This is a genomic window from Amycolatopsis vancoresmycina, from assembly GCF_000716785.1.
In the GTDB taxonomy this organism is placed as follows: domain Bacteria; phylum Actinomycetota; class Actinomycetes; order Mycobacteriales; family Pseudonocardiaceae; genus Amycolatopsis; species Amycolatopsis vancoresmycina.
Genome location: NZ_JNYY01000039.1, coordinates 1 through 13,208 on the forward strand (window position 1 = coordinate 1; position 13,208 = coordinate 13,208).

14 protein-coding genes are annotated in these 13,208 nt (G+C 71.8%); 7 read left to right on the forward strand and 7 right to left on the reverse strand.

The window, feature by feature from the left end:
* Positions 1-237: 237 nt before the first annotated feature.
* On the reverse strand, positions 238-915 hold the full coding sequence (locus OO60_RS43625) for a TetR family transcriptional regulator (protein WP_033263601.1): 678 nt from the start codon (positions 913-915) through the stop codon (positions 238-240).
* Between the two features lie 75 nt (positions 916-990).
* Between OO60_RS43625 and OO60_RS43630 the strand changes: the two genes are divergently transcribed.
* Complete coding sequence (locus tag OO60_RS43630; RefSeq protein WP_003054736.1) at positions 991-1,476, forward strand: SRPBCC family protein; 486 nt, start codon at positions 991-993, stop codon at positions 1,474-1,476.
* Positions 1,473-1,853: a DUF1304 family protein gene (locus OO60_RS43635; protein ID WP_003054734.1), complete on the forward strand. Its 381-nt coding sequence runs from the start codon at positions 1,473-1,475 to the stop codon at positions 1,851-1,853. The genes OO60_RS43630 and OO60_RS43635 overlap by 4 nt, the downstream gene beginning before the upstream one ends.
* Before the next feature lie 71 nt (positions 1,854-1,924).
* On the opposite strand, the gene OO60_RS43640 is transcribed toward OO60_RS43635, so the two are convergent.
* Together OO60_RS43640 and OO60_RS43645 are read right to left on the reverse strand one after the other, a co-directional pair.
* Positions 1,925-2,284, reverse strand: a complete 360-nt coding sequence (locus tag OO60_RS43640) for an SMP-30/gluconolactonase/LRE family protein (protein WP_003054733.1) — start codon at positions 2,282-2,284, stop codon at positions 1,925-1,927.
* Between the two features lie 286 nt (positions 2,285-2,570).
* Positions 2,571-3,008 (reverse strand): PPOX class F420-dependent oxidoreductase, encoded by a 438-nt coding sequence (locus OO60_RS43645; RefSeq protein ID WP_003054731.1) that lies wholly within the window; start codon positions 3,006-3,008, stop codon positions 2,571-2,573.
* A 115-nt stretch (positions 3,009-3,123) separates the two neighbouring features.
* Between OO60_RS43645 and OO60_RS43650 the strand changes: the two genes are divergently transcribed.
* Positions 3,124-4,074 carry a zinc-binding dehydrogenase gene (locus OO60_RS43650; protein WP_240490556.1) on the forward strand — a complete coding sequence of 317 codons (951 nt, stop codon included), beginning with the start codon at positions 3,124-3,126 and terminating at the stop codon, positions 4,072-4,074.
* Between the two features lie 63 nt (positions 4,075-4,137).
* Positions 4,138-5,274 carry a glutathione-independent formaldehyde dehydrogenase gene (locus tag OO60_RS43655; protein ID WP_003054726.1) on the forward strand — a complete coding sequence of 379 codons (1,137 nt, stop codon included), beginning with the start codon at positions 4,138-4,140 and terminating at the stop codon, positions 5,272-5,274.
* 191 nt (positions 5,275-5,465) lie between these two features.
* Here OO60_RS43655 and OO60_RS43660 read toward each other — a convergent pair whose 3' ends face one another.
* Positions 5,466-6,248 (reverse strand): ATP-binding protein, encoded by a 783-nt coding sequence (locus OO60_RS43660; RefSeq protein WP_205624080.1) that lies wholly within the window; start codon positions 6,246-6,248, stop codon positions 5,466-5,468.
* Between the two features lie 158 nt (positions 6,249-6,406).
* Entirely contained in the window at positions 6,407-6,811 is a 405-nt protein-coding gene (locus OO60_RS43665; protein ID WP_003054723.1) for an STAS domain-containing protein, read from the reverse strand.
* 1,143 nt (positions 6,812-7,954) lie between these two features.
* Between OO60_RS43665 and OO60_RS47015 the strand changes: the two genes are divergently transcribed.
* The 3 genes from OO60_RS47015 to OO60_RS46870 all read left to right on the forward strand — a co-directional run bounded on the left by OO60_RS47015 (position 7,955) and on the right by OO60_RS46870 (position 10,241).
* Complete coding sequence (locus OO60_RS47015; protein WP_003054717.1) at positions 7,955-8,308, forward strand: STAS domain-containing protein; 354 nt, start codon at positions 7,955-7,957, stop codon at positions 8,306-8,308.
* Between the two features lie 69 nt (positions 8,309-8,377).
* Positions 8,378-9,781 carry a helix-turn-helix domain-containing protein gene (locus OO60_RS48120; protein ID WP_003054714.1) on the forward strand — a complete coding sequence of 468 codons (1,404 nt, stop codon included), beginning with the start codon at positions 8,378-8,380 and terminating at the stop codon, positions 9,779-9,781.
* A 295-nt stretch (positions 9,782-10,076) separates the two neighbouring features.
* Positions 10,077-10,241, forward strand: coding sequence for a hypothetical protein (locus OO60_RS46870; RefSeq protein WP_155848788.1), 165 nt, complete (start codon positions 10,077-10,079; stop codon positions 10,239-10,241).
* A 525-nt stretch (positions 10,242-10,766) separates the two neighbouring features.
* On the opposite strand, the gene OO60_RS43685 is transcribed toward OO60_RS46870, so the two are convergent.
* Complete coding sequence (locus OO60_RS43685; RefSeq protein WP_033263602.1) at positions 10,767-12,404, reverse strand: hybrid sensor histidine kinase/response regulator; 1,638 nt, start codon at positions 12,402-12,404, stop codon at positions 10,767-10,769.
* Positions 12,401-13,117: a response regulator transcription factor gene (locus OO60_RS43690; protein WP_003054708.1), complete on the reverse strand. Its 717-nt coding sequence runs from the start codon at positions 13,115-13,117 to the stop codon at positions 12,401-12,403. Before OO60_RS43690 ends, OO60_RS43685 begins: the two co-directional genes overlap by 4 nt.
* Positions 13,118-13,208: the final 91 nt, after the last annotated feature.

The window sequence follows — 13,208 nt, forward strand, 5'->3', positions numbered from 1 at the left end:
TTCGATCGCGGACTTCAGGTCGTTGGCGGACTCCAGGAGCGAGATGCCGGAGTAGGCCTTCGTCGAGTCCTGGGTCTGCGCGATCAACGGGTTGCTCACGTCGGCACGCTAGCAGCGGGGGTCGCCACGGTGTGCCCGATCTGCAGTGAATGCCGCCGGTTGGTCGCCATCCTTTGCACCTTCGCACCCTTGCATCCACTGCCACGCCCGGCGCGCTGCGGGAGGCATGGTCCGCACCTACGGAACAGCCGGGAATGCGGCAAGTCCCGCTTCGGCCAGGCGGGCGGCACGGCGAACCTCCCGGGCCACGGCGTCGATCGCGGCCGGCACGGGGTGGCCGGGGCGCACGTGGGTCCGGAGGGCGTGGAACTGGACCCGCCACATGCCGAGGAGCGTCGCCGCGGCGATCTGGGGTTCGGGGTCGTCGGGGCGCAGTCCGGTGCGGCTGGCGAGCGCTTCGGCGGCGATGTCGACGAACCGGTCGGCGATGTCGCTCAGATAGGCCCGCAGTGACGGGGTGTTCCGGATCAGGTCGCCGAACTCCCGGTACCGCGCCAGCGCGCGGTCGCTGTCGGCGTCGGCGGCGAGCGCCGTGGCGAGGCTGTCCAGTTCGTCGTCGAGGATCGTCAGCATCGCGCTGACCGGGGTCAGCGCCGGGTCCGGCAGGTGGGCGCGCAACGCGTCGGCCGTCGCCTCGAGCCGGTCCAGGAGCAGCGCCTCCTTGTTCGGGAAGTAGTTGAAGACGGTCTTCTCGGACACTCCGCACGCTTCGCCGACGTCGGCGACCCGGACGGCGTCGAAGCCGCGTTCGAGGAACATCCGCGCGGCGGTGTCCGACAGCTGCCGGCGCATCGCCCGCTTCTTGCGCTCCCGCAACCCTTCGACGGCCGGTCGGCCGGCACCCGCTTTAGCCACGCGGCCACCCTACTTCAGTCACCCGAAAACTTCTGCTACAGTAATTTTATAGCCACTGAAGTTAAGGAGCCGGTCGTGTCCGAGATCCACATCGTCCGCAACTACCCGCACTCGCCCGTGAAGGTCTGGCGCGCCATGACCGACCCGGACCTGATCCCGTACTGGACCTCGACCGGGAAAGGCGCCCGCGCCGAGGGGTTCGAGCCGGTGGCCGGCAACAGGTTCCAGTTCGTCGCCAAGCCGATGCCCGGCTGGCGGGGCATCGTCGACTGCGAGGTGCTGGAGGTCCGCGAGCGAGAACTGCTGCACTACACCTGGATCGGCGCGGAAGGGGAGACGCCCAGCCACGTCCGCTACCGGCTCGAACCCACGGCCGGAGGAACCCGGTTCACCTACCACCACACCGGGTTCGCCGGCATCGGCGGGTTCGCCATGGCCAAGCTGCTCGGCGCGGTCCGGACCAAGATGCTCACGGTCGGCGTGCCCGCCCTGCTGACCGAGCTGGACGAGACCGGCGCACTGCTCCCGGACGCGGCCCTCCGGCTGACTCGCTCCCGATGAACCTCCCCGCCCAGCTGTTCGCGCTGGCCGCGGCGCTGACGCACCTGTGGATCTTCACGATGGAAAGCGTCCGCTTCGGCCGTCCGGAGGTGCACGCCATGTTCGAGGTCCGCGCCACGGACCTCGCCGCGGTCCGCCCCTGGGCGTTCCACCAGGGCTGCTACAACGCACTCTTGGCCCTGCAGGTGCTGGCTGGACTGACCGCGGCCCACTCGGGCGCGATCGCGGCCGGTCAGGCTCTCGTCCTGGCCGCCGGCGTGTCCATGCTCGCGGCGAGCGTGGCGCTGATCGCCTTCGACCCCCGCCGGGCACGGATCAAGGGCCTGATCGGCCAGGGCGCACCCGCACTGGCCACCCTCATCGCCCTGATGGCCTGAGTCACCCCCTCCGGTCGGTGTCGCCGCCGCAGAGCGGACCGATCCGCGGTCACCCGGGTCGGGGGACGTCGTCAGCGGAGGTTGACCGGGCCGGCGTCGATCCGGGTGCGGGACAGGACGTACGGGTACTGCCGTTCGTCCTTGCCGCCGCGGTACTTGCCCTGGCGGTGCAGCTGGTTCGCCGTCACGTAGAGGTGGCCGTCCGGGTGGCGGCGGTGGATGGCGTTGTGTTCGCCGTCGGTGACGTAGAGGCGGCCCTGGTCGTCGGTCTCCAGGTCGTCGCCGGGGCCGCCCTTGTCGCCTTCGTCGATGATGGTCGCGGCGACCGCGTCGTCGTCGAGCTCGCGGTTGATCAGGGTCTCGGTGGCGACACTGCACCAGCGGCGGGAAGCCAGGCAGCAGTGGTGGAGGCGGGCGAAGTCGGCGCCCATCTCGATCGGGCTGGTGGTGCCGTCTTCGGCGAGTTCGACGAAGCCGCAACGCGGCGGCGCGCCGGAGGACGGCGGCGCGTTCCCGGCAGCCGGCGTGCACTCAGGCCTGCCCGTGGTCGGCCGATCCGGCCGGGAGGGTGACCCGGGCCGGGTGACGGCCCTGCAGGCCGTCACCGCGCGCCGGGCCACCCTCGTGCAGGACGATCGTGGCGGCACGGGGCGGGAGCCGCGCGCGACCTTCCGTGGTGCTTTCCGCGGGAGCGCGTCCGGCGGCACGAACGCCCGGTCAGTCGGCGATGCCCTTGCCCTGGTCGATGTAGGTCTGCCGCTCGGGGGTCACGCGCAGGATGACGCGTTCGGACTTGATGTTGTCCGGCGGGTAGTCCTCGCCGGTGTACTTGCGGGAGAGCCGGTCGACCTGACGGCGAGCCCGTTCGCCGTTTTCGACACCGGTCACCTTGCCGCGGACTTCGGCGTAGCGGTAGGGGTTCTGCTCGTCGCGGATGAGCACGGTGATCCGCGGGTCGCGGGCGACGTTGTGGGCCTTGGTGCGGTGGGTTTCGGTGTTGAGCACGATTTCGCCGTCTTCGACGTCGACCCAGATCATCTGGGTCTGCAGGCGCCCGCTGGGCAGCACGGTGGTGACCGCGGCGAAGTTCTTGCCGGTGGCCAGTTCTTCGGTCTCGGGCAGCAGTTGCGGGCCGTCGGCGGTGCGTGCGGGCACGTCGGCTCCTTCCGGTCGGGCGCGGCGCGCACTGCGCCGCGCCGGGTGGCTACCCGGCCCAGGGGACGGCAAACGGAAGTCGTTTCGCCGGGCCGCCGGCGGGTACGCGGACGGAATGTCTGTGCAAGCCGTGGTGATGACGGAATTCGGTGGTCCTGAGGTCCTGACGCTCGACGAAGTCGACCGGCCCGAGCCGGGGCCGGGGGAGATCCTGGTCCGGGTGCTGGCGTCGGGGACCAACCCGGTGGAGGCGAAGATCCGGCAGGGGGCGGCGATCCCGGATCTCGAGCTGCCCGCGGTTCTGGGCGGTGACGTGTCGGGTGTCGTCGAAGAGACAGGCCCCGGTGTGACGGACTTCGCCCGGGGTGACGAGGTGTTCTACACCCCGGAAATGACGTCGCGGTCGGGCAGCTACACCGAGCTGAACGTCGTGGCCGCGGCCATCGTCGCGCCCAAGCCACGCGGGCTCAGCCACGTCGAGGCGGCGGCGATTCCGCTGGCCGGGGGCACCGCGTGGGAGGCGATCGTCCGCCGGCTGGCGGTGCGTCCGGGGGAGACGGTGCTGGTGCACGCCGGCGCGGGCGGGGTCGGCACCTTCGCCGTGCAGTTCGCCATCGTCGCGGGCGCCCGGGTGCTGGCCACGGCCGGCCCGGACAACCAGGACCTGCTGCGTGACCTCGGTGCCGAGGCGATCGACTACCACGAAGCCGACCCGGTCGAGGTCGCGCTGGCGCACACCGGCGGCACGGGCGTCGACGCCGTGCTGGACCTCGTCGGCGGGGAGAACCTCGTCAAGAGCTGCGCGGCGACCCGCGCGTTCGGCCGGATCGCGACCGTCCTGCCGCCCCAGGGCGAGCTGGGCGCGCTGTACCAGCGCAACCAGCAGCTGCACGGGATCATGCTCACCCGCGAACGCCGTCGCCTGGAGGAGCTGACCCCGGTGTTCGAACGGCACCAGGCCCGCCCGGTCGTCGAGGAGGTCCTGCCGCTGGACCAGGTGCGCAAAGCCCACGAACGACTCGACTCCGGGCACGGCCGCGGGAAGACGATCCTCGACCTCACCTGACCGGGGTTACCGCGGGGTGCGGCGGGTAGCCGCGCCGGAGTCCCGTGATCGAAAGGAGCCGGCATGAAGGCAGTGGTGTACCGGGGTCCGCGTCAGGTGGAAGTGCGTGAGGTCCCCGATCCGGCGATCGACCAGCCGACGGATGCGATCGTGAAGATCACGACGACGAACATCTGCGGCTCGGACCTGCACATGTACGAAGGCCGGACCGCGGTCGAGGAAGGCAAGGTCCTCGGCCACGAAAACATGGGCATCGTGGTCGAGATCGGCGCCGGCGTCACCCGGGTGAAGATCGGCGACCGGGTGTCGGTGCCGTTCAACATCGCGTGCGGCACGTGCCGGAACTGCCTGGACGGCTGGACGTCGTTCTGCCTGCGGGTCAACCCCACCGAAGGCATGGACGGCGCCGCGTACGGCTACGCGAACATGGGCCCCTACGACGGCGGCCAGGCCGAGTACCTGCGGGTTCCCTACGCCGACTTCAACCTGCTCGACCTGCCCGCGGGCACCGAGTACGAGAACGACTTCACGATGCTGTCGGACATCTTCCCGACCGGCTGGCACGGCACCGAGCTGGCCGGGATGCGCCCGGGCGACCGGGTCGTCGTGTTCGGGGCCGGACCGGTCGGCCTGCTGGCCGCGCACAGCGCGGTGATCCGCGGCGCGGCCGAGGTGTACGTGGTCGACAAGGAACGCGACCGGCTGGCGATGGCCGAGAAGATCGGCGTGCTCCCGGTGGACTTCAGCGAGGCGGACCCGGTGGAGCAGATCATGGCGGCCACCGGCGGGCAGGGTGCGGACTGCGGCGTCGAAGCCGTCGGATACCAGGCGCACGACCACTCCGGTCAGGAGCACCCGGAGCTGGTGCTGGACAACCTCGTCAAGTCGGTGCGCTCGACCGGCGGGATCGGCGTGGTCGGGGTCTACGTCCCCCAGGACCCGGGTGCGGCGACCGAAGGGGCCGAGGAAGGCCGGATCGGGTTCGACTACGGCACGTTGTTCACGAAGGGACAGCGCATGGGGACCGGACAGTGCCCGGTCAAGCGGTACAACCGGCGGCTGCGCGACCTGATCATCACCGGCCGGGCCACCCCCTCGTTCCTCGTGTCGCACGAACTGCCGCTGGACCAGGCGGCCGAGGGGTACGAGCGGTTCGACCACCGCGAAGACGGCTGGACGAAGGTCCTGCTCCGGCCGTGAGGGGGTTCCTCCGGTGCCGTCCGGCTGTCCCTGCCGTGGCCGTTCGGCGTGGGCTGCTGCCGCTGCAGCCGGCCGCTGTAGTCCGGGCTCGTGGCGGTGTCCGGCCGGCGCAGTCCCGCGAGAGCGACGACCGGCTGGAGGCCGAGGTCGACGCGCTGCTGACTGCGGTCGACGAGGACGTGCCTCGCCTTTCAGGGGAATCGAGGGGCGTCTCCGGGACGGGTTGCGCCGATTCCGGCGACGTTCCGGGATACGAGCAGGGTGGCCCAGACGACCTTGCCGCCGCCCCACGATCGGCCGCAGCCCCAGGCCCGGGCGAAGCGGGCCACGAGATCGAGGCCGAGTCCGGGTTCCGTGATCGTCTGCCGCTCGTGCAGCTCGGCCGGGCGTGGGTCGTCGTCGGCGACGGCGATCGTGCAGATGCCCTGGCGCAGGTCGACGCGGACCTCGGGGCGGGCGCGGGTGTGCTGCAGGGTGTTCTCCACCAGCTCGGTGACGAGTACGAGAGCGTCGTCGATCAGGTCGGGCATGCTCCACGCTTGGCACACTTCGGTGACGAAGTCGCGGGCGCGGGCGGGGGTCGTCTCGGCGCGGGGGAAGTCGCGGACTGCTCGCCGGCGTACCGGGTCACTGAAGCCGCGTTCGGCTTCGGCCGCGTCCCGGTGCACCCGTGCGTAGCGGGCGACCGCCGAACGGCGGAGCACCTCGTGCTGCTCCGGCCGCCCGGTGACGAGCGCGAACGGGATGCCCGGCCAGTCGCCCAGCCGCATGGCCACGAGGGCGAAGACGCTGAGCTGCGCGTCGTGGGCGAAGCAGAGGCCGGTAACGTCGGCGATCAGGCCGACCGGTGCTTCGGTGGCGGCCTTGAGCAGGCCGTCGCGGATTGCTGCGTGGGAGCTCAGGTCGAGGGTGCCGGCCAGGGCTAGCACTGCCGAACGTGGCCGCCGGGTCAGTTCCATGTGCACTTCAGCCATGACCCCCGCCTTTCCGCGGCCGCGAGACGGCCGCAGCGTGCGGCCGGGGCACGTCATCGTCTTCGTGGCCCACGTTAGCCCTTCCGGGCCCGTCCGTGCCTGGGCTCGCTCAGGGGGCGCCGCGATCTCGAGCAGGCTTTGCGCGTGGCCTGCGCCGGTCAGTTGTTCCAGTTGGCCTTCGCCTGGCTGAGGAAGGAGGTGCGGCTGCCCGCGGACAGCGCGGCGGCCCGGGTCGGGTAGCAGTCGAGCACGGCCGCGAAACCGGTTCGGTGCAGGAGGACGTCCGCCGCGCGGCTGCCGCCGGTCACGATCCGCAGCCGGGTCGCGCCTGCCGCGTCGTGGGTCAGCCGGATCGACCGTGCCCCGGCGACGGAGATGAACGACAGCCGGGACAGGTCGAGAACGAGTACTTCGGGTACTTCGTCGAGCGCGCGGACGAGGGCGCTGGCGAGCTTCGGCGTCGTACCGGCGTCCAGTTCGCCGGTCAACGCCAGGGCCACGATCCCGCTGCTCGTCTCCAGCCGCACGATCTCCAGCCGCTCCGGTTCGAACGAGACACCCACCGCCGCCACCTCCCGGCATCGGCAACCCCACGGCCGCTTTCCGCAGCCTGACGCAGTTACCCGTCGAAGCGAGCGCCAAAACGGTCATGGCGGCGTCAGCACGGATCAGCTCATCGCTCGGCGACAACACTCGCGTTCACAGCCCCATGCCGTTCGTCTCCTCGCCCACGACACATCGTCACCGCACTGCGCGACCTTCCCGGCCTGCTGCGGCATCCCGTCTGGCGCTCCGCCCGCCGTGGCGGACGGGGAGCGGGGTGGTGCTGGTTCCCGGGTTCTTCGGTGGGGCGACGAGCCTGACGGTCACTCGCCGGCGGCTGCCGCGCCGCGGCTTCCGGCCCTGCGACGCCGGTATCGGACTCGACGCCGGCTGCACCAGTGACCTCGTCGACCGGCTCGAGCGGCGCGTCGCCCGGCACGTGGCCGACACCGGCGGACGGGTCGTGCTGATCGGGCACAGCCGAGGCGGCGGTCTCGCCCGGCTGGCCGCCACCCGCCGCCCGGACCTCGTCCGCGGGCTCATCGCTCGGCTCACCGATCCGCAACCCGCTCGGCGGCCCGGGTCCGACGGTGGCACTCTCGCGGTCGAGAGCACCGCGCCGAGGCCGTCCGCGGTGGCCACGGCGGCGAACCGGGGCCACGCCGTCGTGCGGGCCAGGTCCTGCTCCAGGCGTACGCGGGACCGTCCGGAGTGGCCGCGCCCAAGCACGGAGCCGGCCACCCGGGCCGGGCAGGGTGATGCTGATTGCCGGGAGGCCCCGTCAGGGTGAACTTCCGCGCCACCGTCCGGTTCGGACCGACCGCGATCCCGGTGCGGTCAGGCCGGCGGCGTGGTCGGTGGCGCATGGACGCCGCCCTGCCGAGACGGTCGTGCATCGACTTGTGCCCGCTGAAACCCCTGTCCACCAACGATGATCGGCAGCAGGCGTGCACAATCGTTGCGGTCCTTCCGGCCCCACTCGGCAGCGGTTCGTTTTTGCCGCCGAGCACTTCGTTTTCGTTGTGGCGGTGCGCAAGAGCAGGCGTGGACAGTCGACAACACGCGGTAGCACGGCCGCAGCCGCAGGACCCGGCGGCGATCGCTACCCGGGGGCTCGCCCACCGCAGGGAGTCGCCGGCACGGAGAAGGGGCAGGAGGTGCCCGTGGCGAACCCGCTCTCCGAGCGCCTGGGCGTAACCCTGCGCCGCGACGGCGCCCGATCGGTGATCAGCTGCTCCGGCGAACTCGACCACAGCACCCGCGACCGGTTCTACCGGACCGCGATCGCCGAGGTCACCGACAGCGCGATCCGGCACGTCGAGGTGGACCTCTCCGAGGTCACGTTCCTCTCCGCGGCCGGCGTGCACGGGCTCTGCGAGCTCGCGCGCGCCGCCGAGCGGCACGCGACGACGTTCGAGCTCGGCCCGGCCGGCGGCCTGGTGGAGCGGATACTCACCATCGTCGGGCTTCGCGAACAGCGCAGCTCACCGCCGCCGGACACGGCACCGCCGGCCTAGGTGGTTGGTACAAGCGGGACACGCGCACTCCGAGTGGACAACCCCGGCGAGGGGAGAGGATCGTCATCGTTGCACCCGCGTCGGACCTCGACGTGCCGGAGCGGAGGTGACACCCTGCCACTGGACACGATCACCGCGCTGCGCACCGATCAGGCTCTGGTGCTGGCGCTGTCCTCAGCGACGTCCTACGCCACCGGCGACGAACTGACCGATGCGCTGCTGCGGCTCACCACCGATCCGCCGGCCGCATCCCTCGTCGTGCTCGACGTCCGGGAGATCCGTGTGCTCCCCGCCCAGGTGGCGCGCACGCTGGTCGCCTTCGCGCACACCGGTGACGCCCGCGGGCACCGCTGCGTGGTGCTGCACTCACCCGATGCCGCAGTCGCGCGCCGGGCGTTGGACGCCGCCGATCCCGCGGGCACCGTGCCCCGTGCCGCCACCCTCCGGGACGCGCTGACCGATTCCGACGTGTCCGGCCCCGGCCGCGCCGCCGGCCCCGCCGACGATCGGGACGAGCTTCCGCGCCCGCTCGAGCAGGTCATCGAGGTCACCGGTGTCGACGCCGCACGCGAGCTGATGAGCGGCACCTACGCGAGGCTTCGGATCCAGGCCGACGCCGTGCCCGCCCGGCTGCGGATCGCCTCCGCGCCGCTGGGACCGCTGCGGATCGACCGCACCATCTTCCGGATGACGTATCGCGCTGCCGTCGACCCGCTGCGCGCCTATGTGCTGGGGCAGCTCAAGTCCGGGCGGTTGAGCCTCGACTCCGGCGGTGAACACCGTGACCACCGGTCCGGCGAGCTGTACCTGGCCGCCCAGCCCGAGCACGACTACGCCGCCACCGCGAGCGATGTGGACGTCGCGCTGGCGGTGTTCGACCCCGCCGTCCTCGACCAGCTCGCCCAAACCGCCCCCGGACACCGGGGCCCGGTGCGCTTCACCGGCTACACCGCGATCTCCGACCGCGCCGCCGCGGCCTGGTCGGCGACCTACGACCACCTGCACGACACCATCCTGGCCAACCCGGACATGATGGCCCACCCGCTGGTCGCGTCGAACGCCGCACGATTCCTGATGGCCACCACCCTGGCGGCGTTCCCGAACACCGCGCTGACCGACCCCACCATCGAAGACCGCCACGACGCCCACCCCGACACCCTGCGCCGCGCGGTCGCGTTCATCGAGTCCCACGCCGAGCGCGACATCACCGTCGCCGACATCGCCGCCGCCGCGCACGTCACCGTCCGCACGGTGCAGCTGGCGTTCCGCCGCCACCTCGGCACCACGCCCATGGCCTACCTCCGGCGCGTCCGGCTCGACTGCGCCCACACCGACCTGCGCGCCGCCACTGCGGGCCTGGACACCGTCACCGCGATCGCCGCGCGCTGGGGATACGGCAACCCGAGCGTGTTCGCCGCCCACTACCGGGCCAGCTTCGGCGAACCACCCTCGTACACCCTGCACAACCGGTGACCCACCGGAACACTCCTTCGCCGGCCGGGTAAGGCCGAGGTCCCCCATGACGGGATTGTCGACCCGCACGACGACGGGGCGGTTCCTCGATGCCGTAGTGGGGCAGGCCCAGTCCGAGCTTCACGTGCGTGACCGTCCTTTCCGGACACCGGCCGGCAGGAAAACCGGGATGACGCGGGCCCGCTTCGTCGACGCGCATCAGCACGTCGTTCGGGCGGTGGCAATCCCTGCTGCACGACGGGCTCGACGCCATGCGCGAACGAAGCCCTCACGGCGAGTCGGATTCCCGCCTCCGGTGTGGGTTCGGCTGGTCGATTCGGGCCGCACGCTGACGGTCGGCTTCCGCGTCGGCGCGATGGGCCGCGGCGCGCCGGCGGTGTTCGGCGGCCGAAACCCCGCCGTGTTCGGCGGCCAGTTCGTGCTGCTCGGCTACGCGATCGTGGGTTGCCGCTGCGCGTAGCAACCCGCGTCGAAGCCGGATCTGCGCAGCAGCCGCGCGTTGCCGGGCGTTTGCGAGCGCTGCTTCCGCGTGATCGGACATGTCCGGGCGCGGGGTCACGGCCGGATCATTGCGGAAAGCGAGTAGCTGTCGTTGCCGGCGTGCGCTCGCGACGCGTTCGGCGGCGTGCCGGGCCGCCTCCGCTGCGGCCGAGCCGCGATCGACGCGAGGGTTTACCCGCCTACGATCCCACAGGCGGTTCCCGAGCCGGCCGGTTCGCGCGACCGCGCCCGTTGGCCCGACGTGCCCGTCGAGCCGGATGGTGTGCGGTGCCGTGGGTGAGGGGGCACAACGACACCGCACACCAATTCGGGTGGCGCTGACGGACTGGTTGGGGCAGCCCGACCGGCCACCAGGCCTGGCTGAGGCCGGGATGCCCGCGTGGCCGAGCACGCAAACACGGTTGTCACCGAATCTTCCGGTGGCCTTCCCGCGTTCCTCGCGGTGCCCGCAAGGACGGACTTCCGCCACTCGCGCGCGAGCCGGTCAGTCCCGAGGACTCTCGCCGGAGCGCTGCGCCAGGAGAAGGTCCAGCTCGGTGAGGTCGAGCGGTTTGGCGAAGTGGGCGTCGAAGCCGGCGGCGCGGCCGCGTTCGACGTCGGCGTCCTGGCTGAACCCGGAAACCGCCACCAGCAGGGCGTTGCGGTGGCGGGCGCTCCGGCGCAGCCTCCGGGCGATTTCGTAGCCGTCTATCTCTTCGCCCAGTGCGAGATCGCACAGGACGACGTCGAACGTCGTGGAACCGGCGATGGCCAGCGCGGCACCGGCGTTGGTGGCCACTGTGACGGTGTTTCCCCGGCGGCGCAGCATGATCGCGGTCATCTCGGCCAAGTCGGCGTTGTCGTCCACGAGCAGCATCCGCAGGGCCTGGGATGCGGAGTGCTTTTCAGGCGGTGGAACGGTTTTGGCGGTGAGCGGGATGCGGACGGTGAAGATCGCACCGGTTCCCGGGCCGTCACTGTGCGCGTCGACGTCGCCGTCGTGGAGTTCGGCGATGCCGCGGACGATGGCGAGCCCGAGCCCGAGGCCACTCGACGTGCCGTTGCCCGTGGTGGCCCGCGTGAACGGGTCGAACAGGGTGCCGGCGAGCGCGGGGTCGAATCCGGGCCCGGTGTCGCGGACGCGCAGTTCCGCGTGGCCCTCGCGCACCCGCAGGTGCACGCTCACGTCGGTGGTGTCGTCGGTGTGCTTGCGGGCGTTGTCGAGCAGGTTGGTCAGCAGCTGGCCGAGGCGGACGGGGTCGCCGTCGATCAGCACCGGTTCGCCGGGGAGGGAGAGCGCGGGGCGGGGGAGGGACATGGGCAGGTCGTCGAGCGCCGCGTGCACGAGGGCGCGCAGGTCCAGCGGGGTGCGGGTGGCGCGGAGGTTGCCGGTCACGACGCGGGCGGCGTCGAGCAGGTCGCCGGTGAGCCTGCTGAGGGCGGTGAGCTGGCGCTGCAGGACCGCCTGGGCCGGGTGGCCGGTGACGTCGAGCCCGAGCACGTCCAGCGCGGCACTCGCGGACGCGAGCGGGTTGCGCAGTTCGTGCGACAGGGTGGCGATGAACCGGTCCTTGGCTTGTTGCTGCGCCCGCAGCTCCGCGGTGACGGCGGCGAGGGCGGCGTTCGCGTCGCGCAGCTGCCGGTTGGCTTCCTGCAGTTCGCGGGCGCGGGCGAACAGGTCCGCTTCCATCTGCTCGACCTGTGCCGCGGCGCGTTCCCGGTCCTGCTCTCGCAGGGTGACCAGCTCGGTGACGTCCTGCACGCGGTGCACGATGAGGGTCACCCGCCCGGCGTCGTCGAAGATCGGGCTGTTGATCGGGCTCCAGTACCGCACGACGAACCGGCCGTCCGGCTGGCGGATGTCGTAGCGCTGCAGCGCCATCGCGTCCGCCCGGCCCGTCTCCACGACCGTCTGCAGCGACCGCCGCAGGTTGCCGACGCCGTCGGCGTCCGGGTCGTCCGGGTTGTCCGGGAACACCTCGAACATCGGTTTCCCGGCGACCTCGGCGGGGTCGATCATGGTGGCCCGCGCGTAGGCGTCGTTGCTGGTGACGATCGTGAAATCGGCCGTCATCAGCAGGTAGGGCGAGGGCAGGTGCTCGAACAGCAGGCGGTAGTCGAGCCCCGCGGGTCCGGGGGTCACGGGTCGAGCCGGTAGCCGGTGCCGCGCACGGTGACGATGCGGGGCCGGTCCACTCCGGCGTCGGTGAGCTTGCGGCGCAGCCGGTAGACGTGCTCGACGACCGACGGGCTCTGGCGTTCGCTCGCCCATCCCCACCCCGCGGACAACAGCTGCGCGGTCGTGAAGACCCGGCGTGGCTCGGCCGCGAGGAAGGCCAGCAGCGCGTACTCCAGCGGCGTGAGGGCGAGCTGCTCGCCGTCGGCGGTGACCTCGTGGGAGGCGGTGTCGATCACCAGCGTGCCGTACCGGAGCACCGGGTCGGCCTGGGGCCGGCTGCGGCGCAGCACCGCCCGGATTCGTGCGGCCAGCTCCGGGAGCGAGAACGGTTTGACCACGTAGTCGTCGGCGCCCAGCTCCAGGCCGACGACCCGCTCGCGCTCGCTGCTCCAGCCGGTCAGGATGATCACCGGCAGGTGCCGGCCGGCGCGGACCCCGCGCAGCAGATCCAGCCCGTTGCCGTCGGGCAGCCCGAGATCGAGCACCATCAGGTCGGCGTCGTGCTCGCGCAGCGCCGCGGCGGCCGACCGCGTGTCGCTCGCCGTCACGACCCTGAATCCGTCGCGGCGCAGGTAGGCGCCGGCCATCGCGACGAGGTCCGCTTCGTCTTCGACGAACACCACGACCGGTCTGGCGAGGTCCGTGGCGAGCGGCTCGTAGGCCGGACTTTCGTCCATCGGACGCCCATCCGGCGGTGATCCCGCGTCCATGTTCGGAAAGTACCACTGAGGTGGGGTTTCCGCGGAGGGGGAAGGGAGCGGGCTTGTC